The 13885-nt window shown below is 64.1% G+C and carries 11 protein-coding genes; 1 reads left to right on the forward strand and 10 read right to left on the reverse strand.

The genetic code is table 11. The annotated features are described in order from the left end of the window. Positions 1-28 precede the first annotated feature (28 nt). Entirely contained in the window at positions 29-967 is a 939-nt protein-coding gene (locus tag NKI88_RS15550) for a sugar ABC transporter substrate-binding protein (RefSeq protein ID WP_023804347.1), read from the reverse strand. A 129-nt stretch (positions 968-1096) separates the two neighbouring features. After that, a complete protein-coding gene (locus tag NKI88_RS15555) occupies positions 1097-2080 on the reverse strand; it encodes an ABC transporter permease (RefSeq protein ID WP_502909473.1) in 984 nt (327 codons plus the stop codon). A gap of 284 nt (positions 2081-2364) precedes the next feature. On the opposite strand from NKI88_RS15555, the gene NKI88_RS15560 reads away from it, so the two are divergent. Then, positions 2365-3327 carry a sugar-binding transcriptional regulator gene (locus NKI88_RS15560; RefSeq protein WP_023668527.1) on the forward strand — a complete coding sequence of 321 codons (963 nt, stop codon included), beginning with the start codon at positions 2365-2367 and terminating at the stop codon, positions 3325-3327. Between the two features lie 17 nt (positions 3328-3344). Here NKI88_RS15560 and NKI88_RS15565 read toward each other — a convergent pair whose 3' ends face one another. From NKI88_RS15565 to NKI88_RS15600, 8 genes are all read right to left on the reverse strand, one after another. Beyond that, positions 3345-3938, reverse strand: coding sequence for a hypothetical protein (locus tag NKI88_RS15565; RefSeq protein WP_352655988.1), 594 nt, complete (start codon positions 3936-3938; stop codon positions 3345-3347). Positions 3939-4035: 97 nt separating this feature from the next. Further along, entirely contained in the window at positions 4036-5523 is a 1488-nt protein-coding gene (locus NKI88_RS15570; protein WP_352655990.1) for a xylulokinase, read from the reverse strand. Positions 5524-5543: 20 nt separating this feature from the next. Next, positions 5544-6866 (reverse strand): NAD(P)H-dependent oxidoreductase, encoded by a 1323-nt coding sequence (locus tag NKI88_RS15575; RefSeq protein ID WP_023668524.1) that lies wholly within the window; start codon positions 6864-6866, stop codon positions 5544-5546. A gap of 161 nt (positions 6867-7027) precedes the next feature. Beyond that, entirely contained in the window at positions 7028-8131 is a 1104-nt protein-coding gene (locus NKI88_RS15580) for a mandelate racemase/muconate lactonizing enzyme family protein (protein WP_023729287.1), read from the reverse strand. 17 nt (positions 8132-8148) lie between these two features. Beyond that, positions 8149-8856, reverse strand: a complete 708-nt coding sequence (locus NKI88_RS15585; RefSeq protein WP_352655993.1) for a GntR family transcriptional regulator — start codon at positions 8854-8856, stop codon at positions 8149-8151. Between the two features lie 179 nt (positions 8857-9035). Continuing rightward, positions 9036-10190 carry an efflux RND transporter periplasmic adaptor subunit gene (locus NKI88_RS15590; RefSeq protein WP_352655995.1) on the reverse strand — a complete coding sequence of 385 codons (1155 nt, stop codon included), beginning with the start codon at positions 10188-10190 and terminating at the stop codon, positions 9036-9038. Positions 10191-10204: 14 nt separating this feature from the next. Beyond that, on the reverse strand, positions 10205-13393 hold the full coding sequence (locus tag NKI88_RS15595; protein ID WP_352521258.1) for an efflux RND transporter permease subunit: 3189 nt from the start codon (positions 13391-13393) through the stop codon (positions 10205-10207). Next, positions 13387-13647 carry a hypothetical protein gene (locus NKI88_RS15600; RefSeq protein ID WP_352655997.1) on the reverse strand — a complete coding sequence of 87 codons (261 nt, stop codon included), beginning with the start codon at positions 13645-13647 and terminating at the stop codon, positions 13387-13389. Before NKI88_RS15600 ends, NKI88_RS15595 begins: the two co-directional genes overlap by 7 nt. Between the last annotated feature and the right edge of the window lie 238 nt (positions 13648-13885).

Below are 13885 nucleotides of genomic sequence, written 5' to 3' on the forward strand. Positions count from 1 at the left end.
GTGGCGCTCTCTTAAGCGGTGCCGGTCGTTACGGATGCTTGGCGATGAACTGCTCGACATTGTCCTTGGTGGTCAGCGTCGCATCCTGCAGCTGTTCGGCCGGAACGCTCTCGCCCGCCACCAGCTTGATCGCCGCATCAACGGCGAGCCGGCCCATGCCTTGCGTCTGCTGCGTCGCGGTGACGTCGAACACGCCGTCCTTCAGCGCCTTGAGCGCGGCCACGTCGCCATCGAAGCCGGCAACCCAGACCTTGTGGCCGGGATTGGCGACCTTGACCGCCTGTGCCGCACCCAGCGCCAGCGCATCGGCCTGGCCGATGACGATGGAGACATCGGGATGCGACTGCAGCAGGTCCTGCGTCAGCTTGAAGCCTTCGTCCTGGTGCCAGCCTTCGCTCCACAATTCGCCGACCACCTTGATATCGGGATAGGCCTTGAGCGCTTCGCCGCAGCCCTTCGAGCGATCCACTTCCGGCGTGGTGCCCTTCTGGCCGTGGATGATGATCAGTTCGCCTTTGCCGCCGGCCTGCTTGGCGATGTAGTCGCACACCGCCTGCGCCGAGGCGACGCTGTTGGTGGCGATGAAGGTGTCGCCGGGCGCGCCGTCGGCGTTGCGGTCGACATTGACGACCGGGATGCCGGCAGCCTTGGCGGTCTTGGTCGGCACGGTGGCGGCTGTGGCGCCGGCCGGAATGTAGATCAGCGCGTCGATGTTCTGCGTGATCAGATCCTGCACCTGGCTGACCTGGGTCGCTGAATCGCCCTTGGCGTCGACGGTGACGATCTCGATGCCCTTCTCCTTGCCGTAGGCTTCGACCGACTGCTTGATCTGGTTGAAGAAGTCGGCCTGCAGATTGGCGACGGCGAGGCCGAGTTTCTTGGCGTCCTTGGCCGAGGCCATGTCGGTCAGCCCAAGCAGCGGAATGATGGCGGCAGCGGCCAGCAGCAGTGAACGTTTGGTCAGCATGTTTTTCCTCCGTTGATAGTCAAACTGTCCCGCCAGCGCATCGCGCCCCTTGGAACATCCCAGTTTCGGATCGACCGATCCGTCTATCGCCCGGACGCTCCGGGCGAATTCTCAATTGTGCCCCGCTCCCTATCGCGCCCTGCGCCGCCACGTATCGCTGGCGACCGCCAGCGCGATCACCACGCCGATCACCACCTGCTGGATGAAGGGCGAGACGCCGAGCAGATTGAGCCCGTTGCGCAGCACGCCGATGATGAGTACGCCGACCGCGGTGCCGCCGATCGAGCCGATGCCGCCCGACAGGCTGGCGCCGCCGATCACCACCGCCGCGATGGTGTCGAGCTCATAGCCGAGGCCGGAACTCGGCTGCACCGAATCCAGCCGCGCGGCGAGCACGATGCCGGCAAGACCCGCAAGTACGGCGCAGATGGCGTAGACCCAGTTGGTCAGTGACTTCACCGGAATGCCGGAGAGCCGCGCCACCTCGGCGCTTCCGCCGATGGCGTAAAGGCTGCGGCCGGTGGCGCGGTAGTTGAGGAAGATGGCGAAGACGATCGCCAACACCACCATCAGCCCGACGGTGACCGACAGGAAGCCGAAATGGCGGATGATCGACAGGTTGGTGAACCAGTCGGGAAAGCCGACGATCTGCGAACCGTCGGTGATCATGTTGGCAAGACCGCGCGCCACCGACATCATCGCCAGCGTCGCGATGAACGGCGGCAGCCGGGTGACGGTCACCAACAGGCCCGAGACCAGGCCGCAAAGGCCCGCCACCACAAGTGCGGCGACGACGCCGGCGGCAAGGCCGAGATTGAGATAGTCGGGGTGGGAGACAAAGCCCATCACCATGGCGGCCAGCGCCAGCACCGAGCCGACCGAGAGATCGATGCCGCCGATCAGGATCACCAGCGTCATGCCGATTGCCATGATGCCGAGCACCGTGATCTGGTCGAGCACGTTGAGGATGTTGCGCACGGTGAGGAACGTGTCGGTGGTCAACGTCAGCGCCAGGCAAAGCAGCAGCAGCCCGATCAGCGGCCCCATGGTTCCGGCAAACAGTGCCGAAAGCTTCGCGGCCGTCGCACCTTGAGTGCCGGGCGCGGCTTTCAACTCGCCAGCCTTCGACTCGCTTGCATCATTACTCACGGCCACTTCGTCTCCTCCGTCAGCGAAACGGCGATGGCCTGCCGTCCGCTCTTGTTCACCAGGCACCTCCCTGTGAACAATTTATCTTTGATATGCAATTTTGTTCAGCTAAACTGTTCATTAGAAAATTGTCAAGAGCCGTTGCGCCATTCGGCGGTGGTTTGCGCCACAGGGCGGTTTGTCCTAGGGAAGGCCAGGGGGCGGCGCTTGCGGAAAGATTTCCGAAATCTGCCGCGGGAGGGCAAAAGATGGCGACCGTCGAAAACGAGAAGGCCTCGCGCTTCCCCGATGCCGAGCTCAAGGCCCGGGCCGCCTGGCATTACTATGTCGAAGGTCTGACGCAAGAGCGCATTTCCGAGATCCTCGGCGTCGGCCGCATCAAGGTGCACCGCATTCTCTCCGCTGCGCGAGAGGAGGGCATCGTGCAGTTCCGCATTCGCGACAGTGTCGTCGAATGTGTGCAGCTCGAGGAGAGCCTGAAGCAGCGCTTTGGGCTAAGCCAGGCGGTCGTGGTGCCGTCGGCCGCCGACCGCAGCAACGCGCCGCTGATGATCGGCCACGCGGCTGCCGCCTATCTCGCCGACAACGTCAATGCCGGCGACGTCATTGCGCTGGGCTGGGGCCGGACGCTGAAATTCGCCATCAACGAATTGCCGAGGCGGCCGATTGCCAGGACGACGGTCGTCTCGATGCTCGGCGGCCTTACCCACGCGCAGCCGCTCAACCCGACCGAAAGCGCCTGGGAGTTCGCCGAAAAGATCGGCGCTGAATGTTTCCTGCTGCCGGTGCCGGTCTATGCCGACAAGCCGGAACAGCGCGATGCCTTCATGAGCCAGCGCAGCGTTCAGGATGTGGTCTTCCGCGCGCGCCGCGCCAACATCGCCGTGCTCAGCGTCGGCTCGTTTTCCAAGGACAGCCCGATCGCCAATTACGGCTTCATCAAACCGAGCGAACTCGAGGAATTGCAGGCGGCCGGCGCGGTCGGCGACCTCTTGTGCCATTTCATCGACGCCGAGGGCCACCCTGTCGACCATGAGGTCAACCGCCGCGTCTGCGCCTATCCGCTGCAGGATCTGTCCGATATTCCGAGCATCATCCTGGTGTCAGGCGGTCAGGAGAAGGTCGCCGTCATGCGCGCCGCGCTCGCCAACACCAGGATTTCGGTGCTCATTACCGATGAAGATGCGGCCAAAGGCCTGCTCAACCGTTGAGCGCTGTCCGGCGTCGGTCAGAATTCGCAGGGCTCCGGACGATTGTCGTCCGACCAGTCGGCCAGTGCGATCGGCACGAATTTTCCCGCGACCGGTTTGCCGTCGTCCAGGTCCTTTGAGGCAACGCCTCTGCCGGTGAGAAAATTGATGTCGCAACCGCCCAGCGTCGTCTCGACTGAGCCGTCAGCTTTCTGCACATTCCAGTCCCAGTCGCGACTGTAGCCGGCGACAAGGAATTTACCGCCGTGCCAGACGATGGTCAGCGTCGTATCCCATGATTTGTTGGCGCCGCAGCCGAAGCACGAGGTGACGGCAAGCGATCCCTTGCCCTTGCTTTCGAGCCCGAGTATACGGTCCTGCGTCAGCGCCTTCTTGACGAAGTCAGGCTTGCGCGAAGGATCGAGCTTTCCTTCACCGGCAGCCAGATAGATCGAGAGATCCGCCAGCCCGCTGTCGGAATCCGCCGCGATCGCGGCCCGATCCATCCTGCCGTCATTGTCCATGTCGAGCGTGACTTCGAAGGGCGGCTCGTCCTGCGCACGCGCCGTCATTGGAGCTGCCGCAAGCGCGACAATCCAGGGCAGGGCGGCAAGGTGAAATACTGCTTTCATGAGCCCGATGAGTCTAGCATTGGCCGGGCAGGACGCAAAATCGGCAAGCTGGGCAGGTTGGGCATGGGAGCCTCACGCAGGCAAGCTGCGCTTGAACTCAGATCGCACCGAGCCGCGCGTGGATGTCGCGTGTCGCGTGATAGAGGTCGCGGTAGATCGCCTTGCGCGCCCGGTAAGCCGGCACCAGCGTCATATCCGGATCGACACGCCTGGCCGGCGCCGCCGCCATTGCCTTGGCGGCGTCTTCCGCCGAGGCGAACCAGCCGATCGCCGAAGCCGCCAGCATGGCCGCGCCAAGGGCCGCCGCCTCGCTGACCGGCGACACGAACAGCGGCCGCTCCAGCACGCTGGCCATGATCTTCATCAGCAGCGCCGAATTGGTGCCGCCGCCGGCGGCAATCATCTCTCCCGGCTTGCCGCCGCTTTCGGCCTCCATCGCCTCGCTGGCGATGGCTTGCTCCAAAGCGATGCCTTCCAGCGTGGCGCGGAAGAGATGCCTGGGCTCATGGTCGAGCGACAGGCCAACAACGGCGCCGCGCGCCGCGCCATCCCAATAGGGGCTCATGACGCCGGCCCAATAGGGCATGACCAAAAGACCGTCGCTGCCGGCCGCAACATCGACCGCACCCTTCTCCAGTTCTGCCGCGGAAGACGCGCCGGTGGTGCGCACGATCCAGTCGACCAGTTGCATGCCCGAGCGCAGCACGGTTTCCAGCATGAAGCCGGAGCCGGTCGGCGAGACCAGCGTGCGAAACGCGTCCGATGTGGTGACCGTGCCGGAATAGCAGCCGCTGACGACGCCGGAGCCGAGCGAGAGATAGCTCCTGCCGGCACCATAGACGCCCATGCCGAGACCCATGGCCTGGCCATCGCCGGCGCCGGCGACAATTGGCGTGCCCGCTTTGAGGCCAGTCAGCTGGGCAATGCTTTCGGCAAGGCCGCCGCAGATTTCGCCTGGGCCGATCAGCGCCGGCAACTGCCGTGGCTGCAGCCCTGCAGCCGCGACAAGCTCAGGGTGCCATTCGCCTGTCGCGACATCGAGCAAGCCGAGCGGGTCGGCACTTGCCGTGCTGGTAACCAGCCGTGCGGTCAGCCGGTGAACGAAGAAGCCATGAACATCGACCAGGGCGGCGGCGTTGGCCAGCACCTGCGGCTGATGTTCGGCCAGCCAGGCGATGGCATAGAGCGCCGGCGTCGGATCCGGCGGCTTGCCGCTCCAGTCGCGGATCGTCTCGCGGCCAAGCTCGGCCGACAGCCTGGCGACTTGAGGCCGGGCGCGCTCGTCAAGCCACAGGATCGCCGGGATGAGCGGCGTGCCGGCCTGATCGATCAGGGTGAAGGTCTCGCGCTGATGGGCTATGGCAATTGCCGCCACGCGCGCGGCGCCGACCTTGTCGGCAACCTGCTTCAGCGCACTGACGAGGGCTGCCCACCAATGTTCGGCATCCTGCTCGAAATGGCCGGGCTTCGGATTGGCCAGCGGATAGGCCTCGCGCGCCTGGAACAGCTCCGCGCCGTCGCGGGTGAAGGCGATTGCCTTCACCGCCGTCGTCGAGGCATCGATCCCGATAACGACATCGTCCATCACAGGGAGATCCCGAAGGTTCAGGCGGCGTTGGTCACAAACTGTCCGTCCGACTGGTCGAGACGGCGGCGGATCTGCGTTATCACCATCGAATCGTCGGGTACACAATTTTCATAGGTGAGGAAGTCGCCGGTCTTGACCGGCTTGACCACCTTGGCGCGTTCGGCAATCCCGAGCGGCAGCGCGCCCTTGGCGCGGGCGTCCTCCCAGGTCATGGCGAAGCCGCGATAGTCGTTCTCGCCGATCATGCCGAGCGATTGGCCCGCGCCGAGATCGCTCTTGGCCACCGCCACCGCTTCGGCGACCGGATGGTCGAGCGGCTCCATGTCGGCGCGCTTGTAGACAACGGCGCGCGCCGCCGACAGCGGCACTTCAAGGCTTGTCAGGTGATAGGGACGGTAGATCGTGAAATAGGGGCCCTTGCCGACCTTGAGGTCGACCATGCGCTCCAGCACGCGCGGATGCCTCGTTTCGATGATGCAGAACACGCCGGGCGCCACGCCCTTGCCGATGGAATAGTCGACCACGCCCTTGCGGTGCAGCACGCCGCCATCCTCGCGCGGGCAAAGCACGCTGGCCAGTTCCTCCAGCGTCGCCGTCGGGCCGTGCATGCCCGGCACGTCGGGCACCAGCCCGGTGGCGTTGGCAATCGCCACCATCTCGATCGCCGTCTTGGAACCGTCGACGAACTCGACCAGCATGCGCGCATTCATATTGCGCTCGGCCGCTTCCTTCTCGTAGTCGGCGGGCATGGCGTCGATCTTGAGCGGGTTGTTCTTGCCCTTGCCGGCGGCGATGATGTTGAAGCCGAGGCTCTTGGCGAAGCCGATGATCTCCAGCGTGCAGGCGGGTTCGTCGCCGGCCGCACCGGTGTAGACCACGCCGGCCTTGCGCGCTTCCTCCTTGAGGAAGCGGCCGATCGTAATGTCCGCCTCGACATTGAGCATGACGATGTGCTTGCCGTTCTTCATCACTTCGAGCGCAAACAGCGTGCCGATGTTGGGATTGCCTGTCGCGTCGATGATGACATCAATGCGGCCGGCCGCGGCCAGCGCATGCAGATCTTCGGTGACAGCGATCTTGCCGGCCTCGATGGCGCGGTCGATGGCAGAGGCGTTCGCAGCCTGGACGATGTCGGAGCGGTCATGGCCGGCGAGCAGTGCGGCATCGATCGCCGCTTGCGGGCGCACCTCGGAAATGGCACCGATCCGCATGCCCGGCATCAGCGCCACCTGGACGACGATGTCGGTGCCCATCTGCCCGGCGCCGGCGAGTCCGATGGTGATGGGCCCTTGGGCTTCAGCGCGCTGCAGAAGTTCCGCTGCAAATTGCGGATGGGCCATATCGCTTCCTCCAGTCATGACGCGCCGCAGCGTCAAATCATCATTTTGAACATTCCTATTTCCATTTGAAAAATATTTCAACCCGCAAATCGGAGAATGGCTGCAGGACCAAATCTCCCACGGAGGATTCGTGGGGTGACAGCTTCATGCTGCGCTTGATCTCAGCCGATCTCTAGGAAAGGCTTGCCGAGCAGGTCGGGCACGACATCGATGCCGAGGCCGGGCCCGTCGGGAATGCCCATGTGGCTGCCGGTGACCGGTGGGGCGTTGGAGGCCGTGCGCACCGTCACCCACTCATGGAAGGCGATGGCGTGCAGCCGGCGTTCTTCCGGCGTCGACAGCGACAGATGCGCCATCGCCGCCGTGTCGATCTCGGCGCCGCCCGTATCCTCGACGGTGATCATGAAACCGAGATCGACGGCGACGTCGCGGATTTGCCTTGTCCTGGTTACGCCGCCAAGCCGCGAGATCTTCAGCGTCAGCCCGTCGGCGGCGCCCAGGCGGTGGATTTCCACCATCGCCTCGAGCGAGATGACGCTCTCGTCCAGCACCATCGGCTTGTCGAGCATGCGGCGCACCGACATGTTCTCCTCGATCGTCGTGCAGGGCTGCTCGAACGTGTAATCGATGCCGCGCGTGGCATCGGCGAACTGCCGCGCCTGGTAGGGTGTCCAGCCGGCATTGGCGTCGCAGAAAATCACCGTGCCTTTCGGCACGGCCGAAGCGACTGCGCTCACCCTGTCGATGTCGTCATGCACATTGCCGCCGACCTTGACCTGCAGCCGCCGGCAGCCTTCCGCGATGATCCTTTTGGCCAGTGCCGCCATCTGGTCGAGCGTGCCGTGGGTGACGACGCGGTAGGTCTCCGCCATGTCGCTCTCGCGGCCGCCAAGCATGGTCACCAGCGGCACGTCGGCGGCCCGGGCCGCCAGATCCCAGCAGGCCATGTCGAGCGCCGACTTGATGTAGGGATGGCCCTTGAACACCGTATCCATCAATCGGCCGATGCCGGCGAGGCCACGCGGGTCCTGGCCGATCAGGTGCGGCGCGATCTCGACCACGCCCGCACGCGTTCCCGCCGGAAAGGCGGCCGAATAGAAATTGCCGAGCGGCGCCATCTCGCCCCAGCCGGTTACGCCGCTGTCGGAGGTGATTGCGACGATCACCGCATCGAAGCAGTCTGCAACCCGCCCCTTGGACATGCGGTAGGGCCCGTCCACGAAGGGCTGCACGACGCGATAGGCCTTGATGGTTTTGATCTGCACTTGTCTGTCCGTTGTCTCTAGGCGTTGAGGAGGGTCAGCCCTTCGATGTTCCGCTGCTCGAGGCCACGCGCATAGGCAAGCAGCTCTTCGAAATCGAGGTCGATATGCTCGCGCGCATGGCGCTGGGCAGCGCGCATGTCGGCGCCCTTCAAGAGCCGCACATAGGTCTCGTGGAGATCTTCGGCCGGCACCGGCTCGTTGCGGGCCCGCTGGTGCAGGGCAAAATACATCTGCAGCCGGCTGGTCAGCCGCTGCCAGGTTTCCAGCAGCACCGAATTGTCGGCCCATTCATAGATCAGCCCGTGCAATTGCAGCGCGGCTTCGATCTGGCGGGTGGTGTCGCGCGCGCGCGTCGCCTGCTTCACTGCCTCGTGCCGGCGGTCGAGTTCGTCGAAGAAGCGCTGGTCGCGCAGCTTCCATGTCCGCTCGATGGCGAATTCATCGAGCACCTTGTTCAGCGAATAGGCGTCGTCGATATCTTTGGCGGTGACATCGATGACGAAGGTGCCGGCATAGGGAATGCTGGTCAGGATGCCTTCCTGCACCAGCTCGCGCATTGCCTCGCGCAACGGCGCACGGCTGACCCTCATCTGCTCGGCGATCCTCAGCTCGTTGAGCTTTTGGCCGGGTTCCAGCTGGCCGGTCAGGATCGCCCGCCGCAACAGCGCGACGATCTCGGCCCGGCGTGTCGTATCCGCGATCGGATTGAAGTCCAGCTTGGCCATTCCGTCACTCCAGTGAGAGCCGGAAACAGACAAGCAGATTGTCGACAATCCTACAATATGTCTGTTCCGGATTCTTGTGCCTTGCGGTTACTCCAAAAACGGCGTGCGGCGCTCCATAAAAAACGGCGCCCTCGGCGTGGAAGCCGAAGGCGCCGCAGGACCGGGGCTGATGGGGGTTATCAGCTGGCCGGTTTCTCCTGGGGCAATGGCGAGATCGGCATTCCTGGTCCGATCTTCTGCAGATTGCCGGTTATCACCTGGTCGCCTTCGGCAACGCCGCTGAGCACCGCCACAAGGTCGCCGCTGGTCGCGCCGAGCGAGACGATGCGCTGGTCGACCGTGTTGCCCTTGCCGACTACATAGACATATTTGCCGAGCTGGCTCGAACCCAGCGCCACCTGCGGCACCATCAGCGCGTCGGGCAGCTGCTTGATGTGCAGCCGCACCCGGACATACTGGCCCGGCAGCAGCGAGAACTTCGCATTGCCGATGGTGGCGCGCGCCGTAATCGTGCCGGTCGAGTGGTCGACCGTGTTGTCGATGAAGGTGAGTTCGCCCTTCTGGCTGGCTTCGGTCTCGCCGGGCAGCAGCACCTCGACCTCGATCGGGCCGGCGGCCCGGGCCTGTTCGATTTCGGCCAGATCCGTCTCGCTCGGATTGAAGGTGACGTAGATCGGGTCGAGCTGCACCAGCGTGTTCAGCACCGTGCCGGCGACGCTGACCAGCGTGCCGACCGAAGCCTGGTTGCGGCCGACGCGGCCGGCAAACGGAGCGTGGATTTCGGCGTAGCTCAAATTAAGCTCGGCCGTCCGCACCGCCGCCTGGTTGACGGCAAGCGACGCTTCGGCCTGACGCAAGGTGCTCGTGCGCTGGTCGAACCCATCCTTGGCCAGATAACCGCTCTTGGCGAGTTCGGAGCCGCGGCCGAGATTGGAGCGTGCATAGTCGAGGCTCGCTTGGTCGCGCTGCACTTCGGCCTTGGCCTGGTCGAGAGCCGCCTTGAAGTCGTCGGGCGAGATTTTGTATAGCAGATCACCCTGGCGCACATCCGCGCCGTCCTCAGCCGTCTGCTCCTGCAGATAGCCGGGCACGCGGGCCTGCAAGGTGACGCTGCGGATCGCCTCGATGCGGGCGGCGTAGTCGAGATAGATCGGGATCGTCTTCTTGACCACGCTCGTCACCGGCACCGGCATAACGAATGCCGCAGGTGCTGCCGTCGCTCCCGCCGTGCCGGCATTGAGGCTGAGATTGCCCATGTCGAGGAAGTGGACGCTTGCCACCGAGATCGCTCCCAGGGCGACGGCCGTTCCCAAAGCTATTTTCCATTTACGCATTTTGGTCTCCAATTCTATTCGGCTGCTTCGGCCAGGCGCATCGGCGCTGGTTCGGCTGTCGGTTCATTATTGTCCTGGTCATGAGCAGCGTTGGGTTCGCTGCGCACGCGGCGTTCGCGCAGCTGTTCGATGACCGCGTAGAAGACTGGCACGAACACCAGCGACAGGATGGTCGCCGCGACCATGCCGCCAAACACGGTGGTGCCGATCGACTGCCGGCTTGCCGCACCCGCACCCGTCGCAAACATCAGCGGCAGCACGCCGAGGATGAAGGCGAAGGCCGTCATCAGGATCGGCCGCAGCCTCAGCCGCGCGGCTTCCATCGCCGCGTCGACAATGCTCAAGCCTTCCTCGCGCCGCCGCCTTGCAAACTCGACGATCAGGATCGCGTTCTTGGCGGCGAGGCCGATCAGCATGACGAAGCCGATCTGCGAGTAGACGTCGATCTGCATGCCGCGCAGGAACAGGGCTGCGAAGGCGCCGAACAGGGCCAGTGGCACCGCCAGCAGCACCATGAACGGCATCGCCCAGCTCTCATACTGCATCGCCAGGATCAGGAAGACGAAGACGATGGCGAGGCCGAAGACGACCGACGCGATCGATCCTGCCTTGAGCTCCTGGAAGGTGATGCCGGTCCATTCGAAACCGAAATCCCTGGGCAAAGCGGTGGCGGCGGCCCGTTCCATCGCGGCAACCGCCTGGCCCGACGAGAAGCCGGGGGCTGCGCCGCCATTGATCGTGGCCGAGGCGTTGTTGTTGTAGTGCGGCACGGTTTCCGGGCCGACGAACGGCACCAGTTTGCCCAGTGTGCTCAGCGGCACCATGCCGCCGGAGGCGTTGCGCACATAGAGCCGCGAAAGGTCGCCTGCGTCGGCACGTGCGTCCTTGTCGGCCTGGATGGTCACCCGGAAGGTGCGGCCGAACAGGTTGAAGTCGTTGACGTAGAGCGAGCCGAGATAGATCTGCAGCGTGTTGAAGACGTCGGGCAGGTTGAGGCCGAGCAGTTTGGCCTTGCTGCGGTCGAGGTCGTAGTTGAACTGCGGCGTCGAGGTCGAGAACGGCGAGAACAGCTGCTGCGGATTGATTTCCGGCTGCTTGCGCGCCTCGGCGATCACGGCTTGCGTCGCGTCGTTGAGGGCTGAACTGCCGCGCCCGGTGAGATCCTCGACGACGAATTCGAAGCCGCCCGTGGTGCCGATACCCGGGATCGAAGGCGGATCGAAGGACAGCGCGAAGGCTTCCGGAATCTGCATCAGCTTGCCGCGCACGTCGGCTACGAGCTTGGACGCGCTCTGGTCTGGGCCGCGCTCTTCCCATGGCTTCAGGATGGCGAACTCGACCGCCGAGTTCGACTGCGCCGCACTGGTCAGGAAGTTCAGGCCGCTGATCGAACCGACAATCTCGACCCCGGGCGTAGCCTGCAATATGTCGCGCGCCTTCTGGGCCACCGCGTCGGTGCGCTCCAGCGAGGCGCCGTCAGGCAGCTGGATGACGACGAAGAAGTAACCCTGGTCCTCGACCGGAAGGAAGGTCGAGGGCAGCTTCTGCCAGACGAAGTAGGTGGCCACCAGGCCGGCCGCGAACAGACCGAGCATGATCCAGCGCAGCCGGATGAGGATACGCACGCCGTGCGCATAGGCATGCGACAGTCTGTCGAAGCCCGTGTTGAACCAGCGGAATGGGGCGAACTGCGTCTCGCCGCGATGGCGCAGGAAGGCGGCACTCAGCGCCGGGCTGAGCGTCAGCGAGTTGAAGGCGGATATGCCGACCGAAATCGCCACCGTCAGCGCGAACTGGTTGTAGAGCTTGCCGGAGACGCCAGGAATGAAGGCAACGGGCACGAAGACGGCCATCAGCACCGCGGTGGTGGCGATGATCGGTCCGGTGACCTCGGCCATCGCGGCCTTGGTCGCCGCCAGCGGTTTGAGGCCCGCCTCCAATTGTCGCTCGACGTTCTCGACCACCACGATGGCGTCGTCGACGACGAGGCCGATGGCCAGCACCATGCCGAGAAGGGAGAGCATGTTGAGCGAGAAGCCCATCATTTCCATGACCACCATCGTCGCCACCAGCGACACCGGAATGGCGATGGTCGGGATGATCGTCGTGCGCCAGCTCTGCAGGAAGATGAACACCACGGCCACGACCAGCACCAGCGCTTCGCCAAGCGTGATCAGCACGTCATGCATCGATGCCGACACGAAGCGCGTGGTGTCGTAGTGCATGGCGTAGCTGACGCCCTTGGGAAAACGGGCCGACAGTTCCTGCATCTTGTCCTTGACGTGCTGCTGCAGATCGAGCGCGTTGGAACCGGGCATCTGGTAGACGGCCAGCACCACCGTCGGGTCCTTGCCGAAGAAGGCCGACGACGAATATTGCAGCGCGCCGAGCTCGATGCGGGCGACGTCGCGCAGTCGCACCAGCGAGCCGGTGCCGGTGTTGGCGCGCACGACGATGTCGCCGAACTCCTTGGGGTCGCTCAGGCGGCCGACGGCGTTGACCTGCATCTCGAAGGCGGTGCCGGCGGGCGCCGGCGACTGGCCGATCTTGCCGGCCGCGACCTGGACGTTCTGTTCCGAGATGGCGTTCTGGACGTCGACAGCGGTGATGCCAAGATTGGCGAGCTTGTCCGGGTCGAGCCAGACGCGCATCGAATAGCGGCGCTCGCCGAAAATCTGCACATCGCCGACGCCGGGCAGTCGCTTCAGCGGATCGACGACCTGCAGATAGGCGAGGTTGCTCAGCGCCACCGGATCGACCGAACTGTCGGGCGAGGTCAGGTTGACAATGAGGACGAAATTCGGGTTCTGCTTCTTGATCGTCACGCCACCCTGGTTCACGATCGCCGGCAGCGACGAGGCGGCTTGCGAAACGCGGTTCTGGACGTCGACGGCCGCGGTGCTCAAGGAATAGCCGACATCGAAGGTGATGGTGATGGTCGAGGAGCCGTCATTGGAACTCGACGACGACATGTAGGTCATGCCTTCGACGCCGTTGATCTGCTGCTCAAGCGGCGTCGTCACCGTATCGGCGACCACTTGCGCGCTGGCGCCCGGATAATGGGCGCTGACTACGACCTGCGGCGGCGTGATGTCGGGAAACTGCGAAACCGGCAAAAGGAAATAACAAATCGTCCCGGCGAGCACCATGATGATGGCGATCGCCGAGGCGAAGATCGGACGATGAATGAAAAAATTTACCACGACACGCAAACCTCTTTAGAAGAACCGGCCTCTTTAAAAGAACGGGCAGACCGGGACAGCCGCCTGCCGCGGACTGAGCCCGGGTCCTGCAAAAAATACGAAGACGGCGCCGCGCCGCTGAGGCCCTGCTCATCGGCCACGGTCCTCAGCATCGCTTCGAAGGCGCGCGGGTTGACGCGGTCCGCTTTCATCACCAGCCGGATCATCGGATCCCGGATGGCTTCATCGATGGTCAAATCCTTGCGCTTCGACATTGGAGCGTCTCCATTCCAGCGGCCCGCATCGGACGATCGCGAACCGGTTTTCATCTCTTCACCGGCCGGAGCCGCATGACCTGCAATTTTCACCCTTTGTGATCTGGCAGGACCAGTTCACGGCCTTGTTATTGACGGAAGGCCACATAGGTGTTACCAGTAAGTAACATTCGGATAGTTACAGACCGGTAACACCCTAGTCAAGAGGTGAACCGAATTTTTAGGGAGACAAGGAGAC

Origin of the sequence: Mesorhizobium sp. M0317, from assembly GCF_040321555.1 — a bacterium.
Classification (GTDB): Bacteria; Pseudomonadota; Alphaproteobacteria; order Rhizobiales; family Rhizobiaceae; genus Mesorhizobium.

Bases quoted from the DNA above. Each gene is read 5' to 3' on its own strand.
- NKI88_RS15565 (WP_352655988.1), bottom strand. From the start codon at position 3,938: ATGAAAGCAGTATTTCACCTTGCCGCCCTGCCCTGGATTGTCGCGCTT.
- NKI88_RS15560 (WP_023668527.1), top strand. From the start codon at position 2,365: ATGGCGACCGTCGAAAACGAGAAGGCCTCGCGCTTCCCCGATGCCGAG.
- NKI88_RS15575 (WP_023668524.1), bottom strand. From the start codon at position 6,866: ATGGCCCATCCGCAATTTGCAGCGGAACTTCTGCAGCGCGCTGAAGCC.
- NKI88_RS15550 (WP_023804347.1), bottom strand. From the start codon at position 967: ATGCTGACCAAACGTTCACTGCTGCTGGCCGCTGCCGCCATCATTCCG.
- NKI88_RS15570 (WP_352655990.1), bottom strand. From the start codon at position 5,523: ATGGACGATGTCGTTATCGGGATCGATGCCTCGACGACGGCGGTGAAG.
- NKI88_RS15585 (WP_352655993.1), bottom strand. From the start codon at position 8,856: ATGGCCAAGCTGGACTTCAATCCGATCGCGGATACGACACGCCGGGCC.
- NKI88_RS15600 (WP_352655997.1), bottom strand. From the start codon at position 13,647: ATGTCGAAGCGCAAGGATTTGACCATCGATGAAGCCATCCGGGATCCG.
- NKI88_RS15590 (WP_352655995.1), bottom strand. From the start codon at position 10,190: ATGCGTAAATGGAAAATAGCTTTGGGAACGGCCGTCGCCCTGGGAGCG.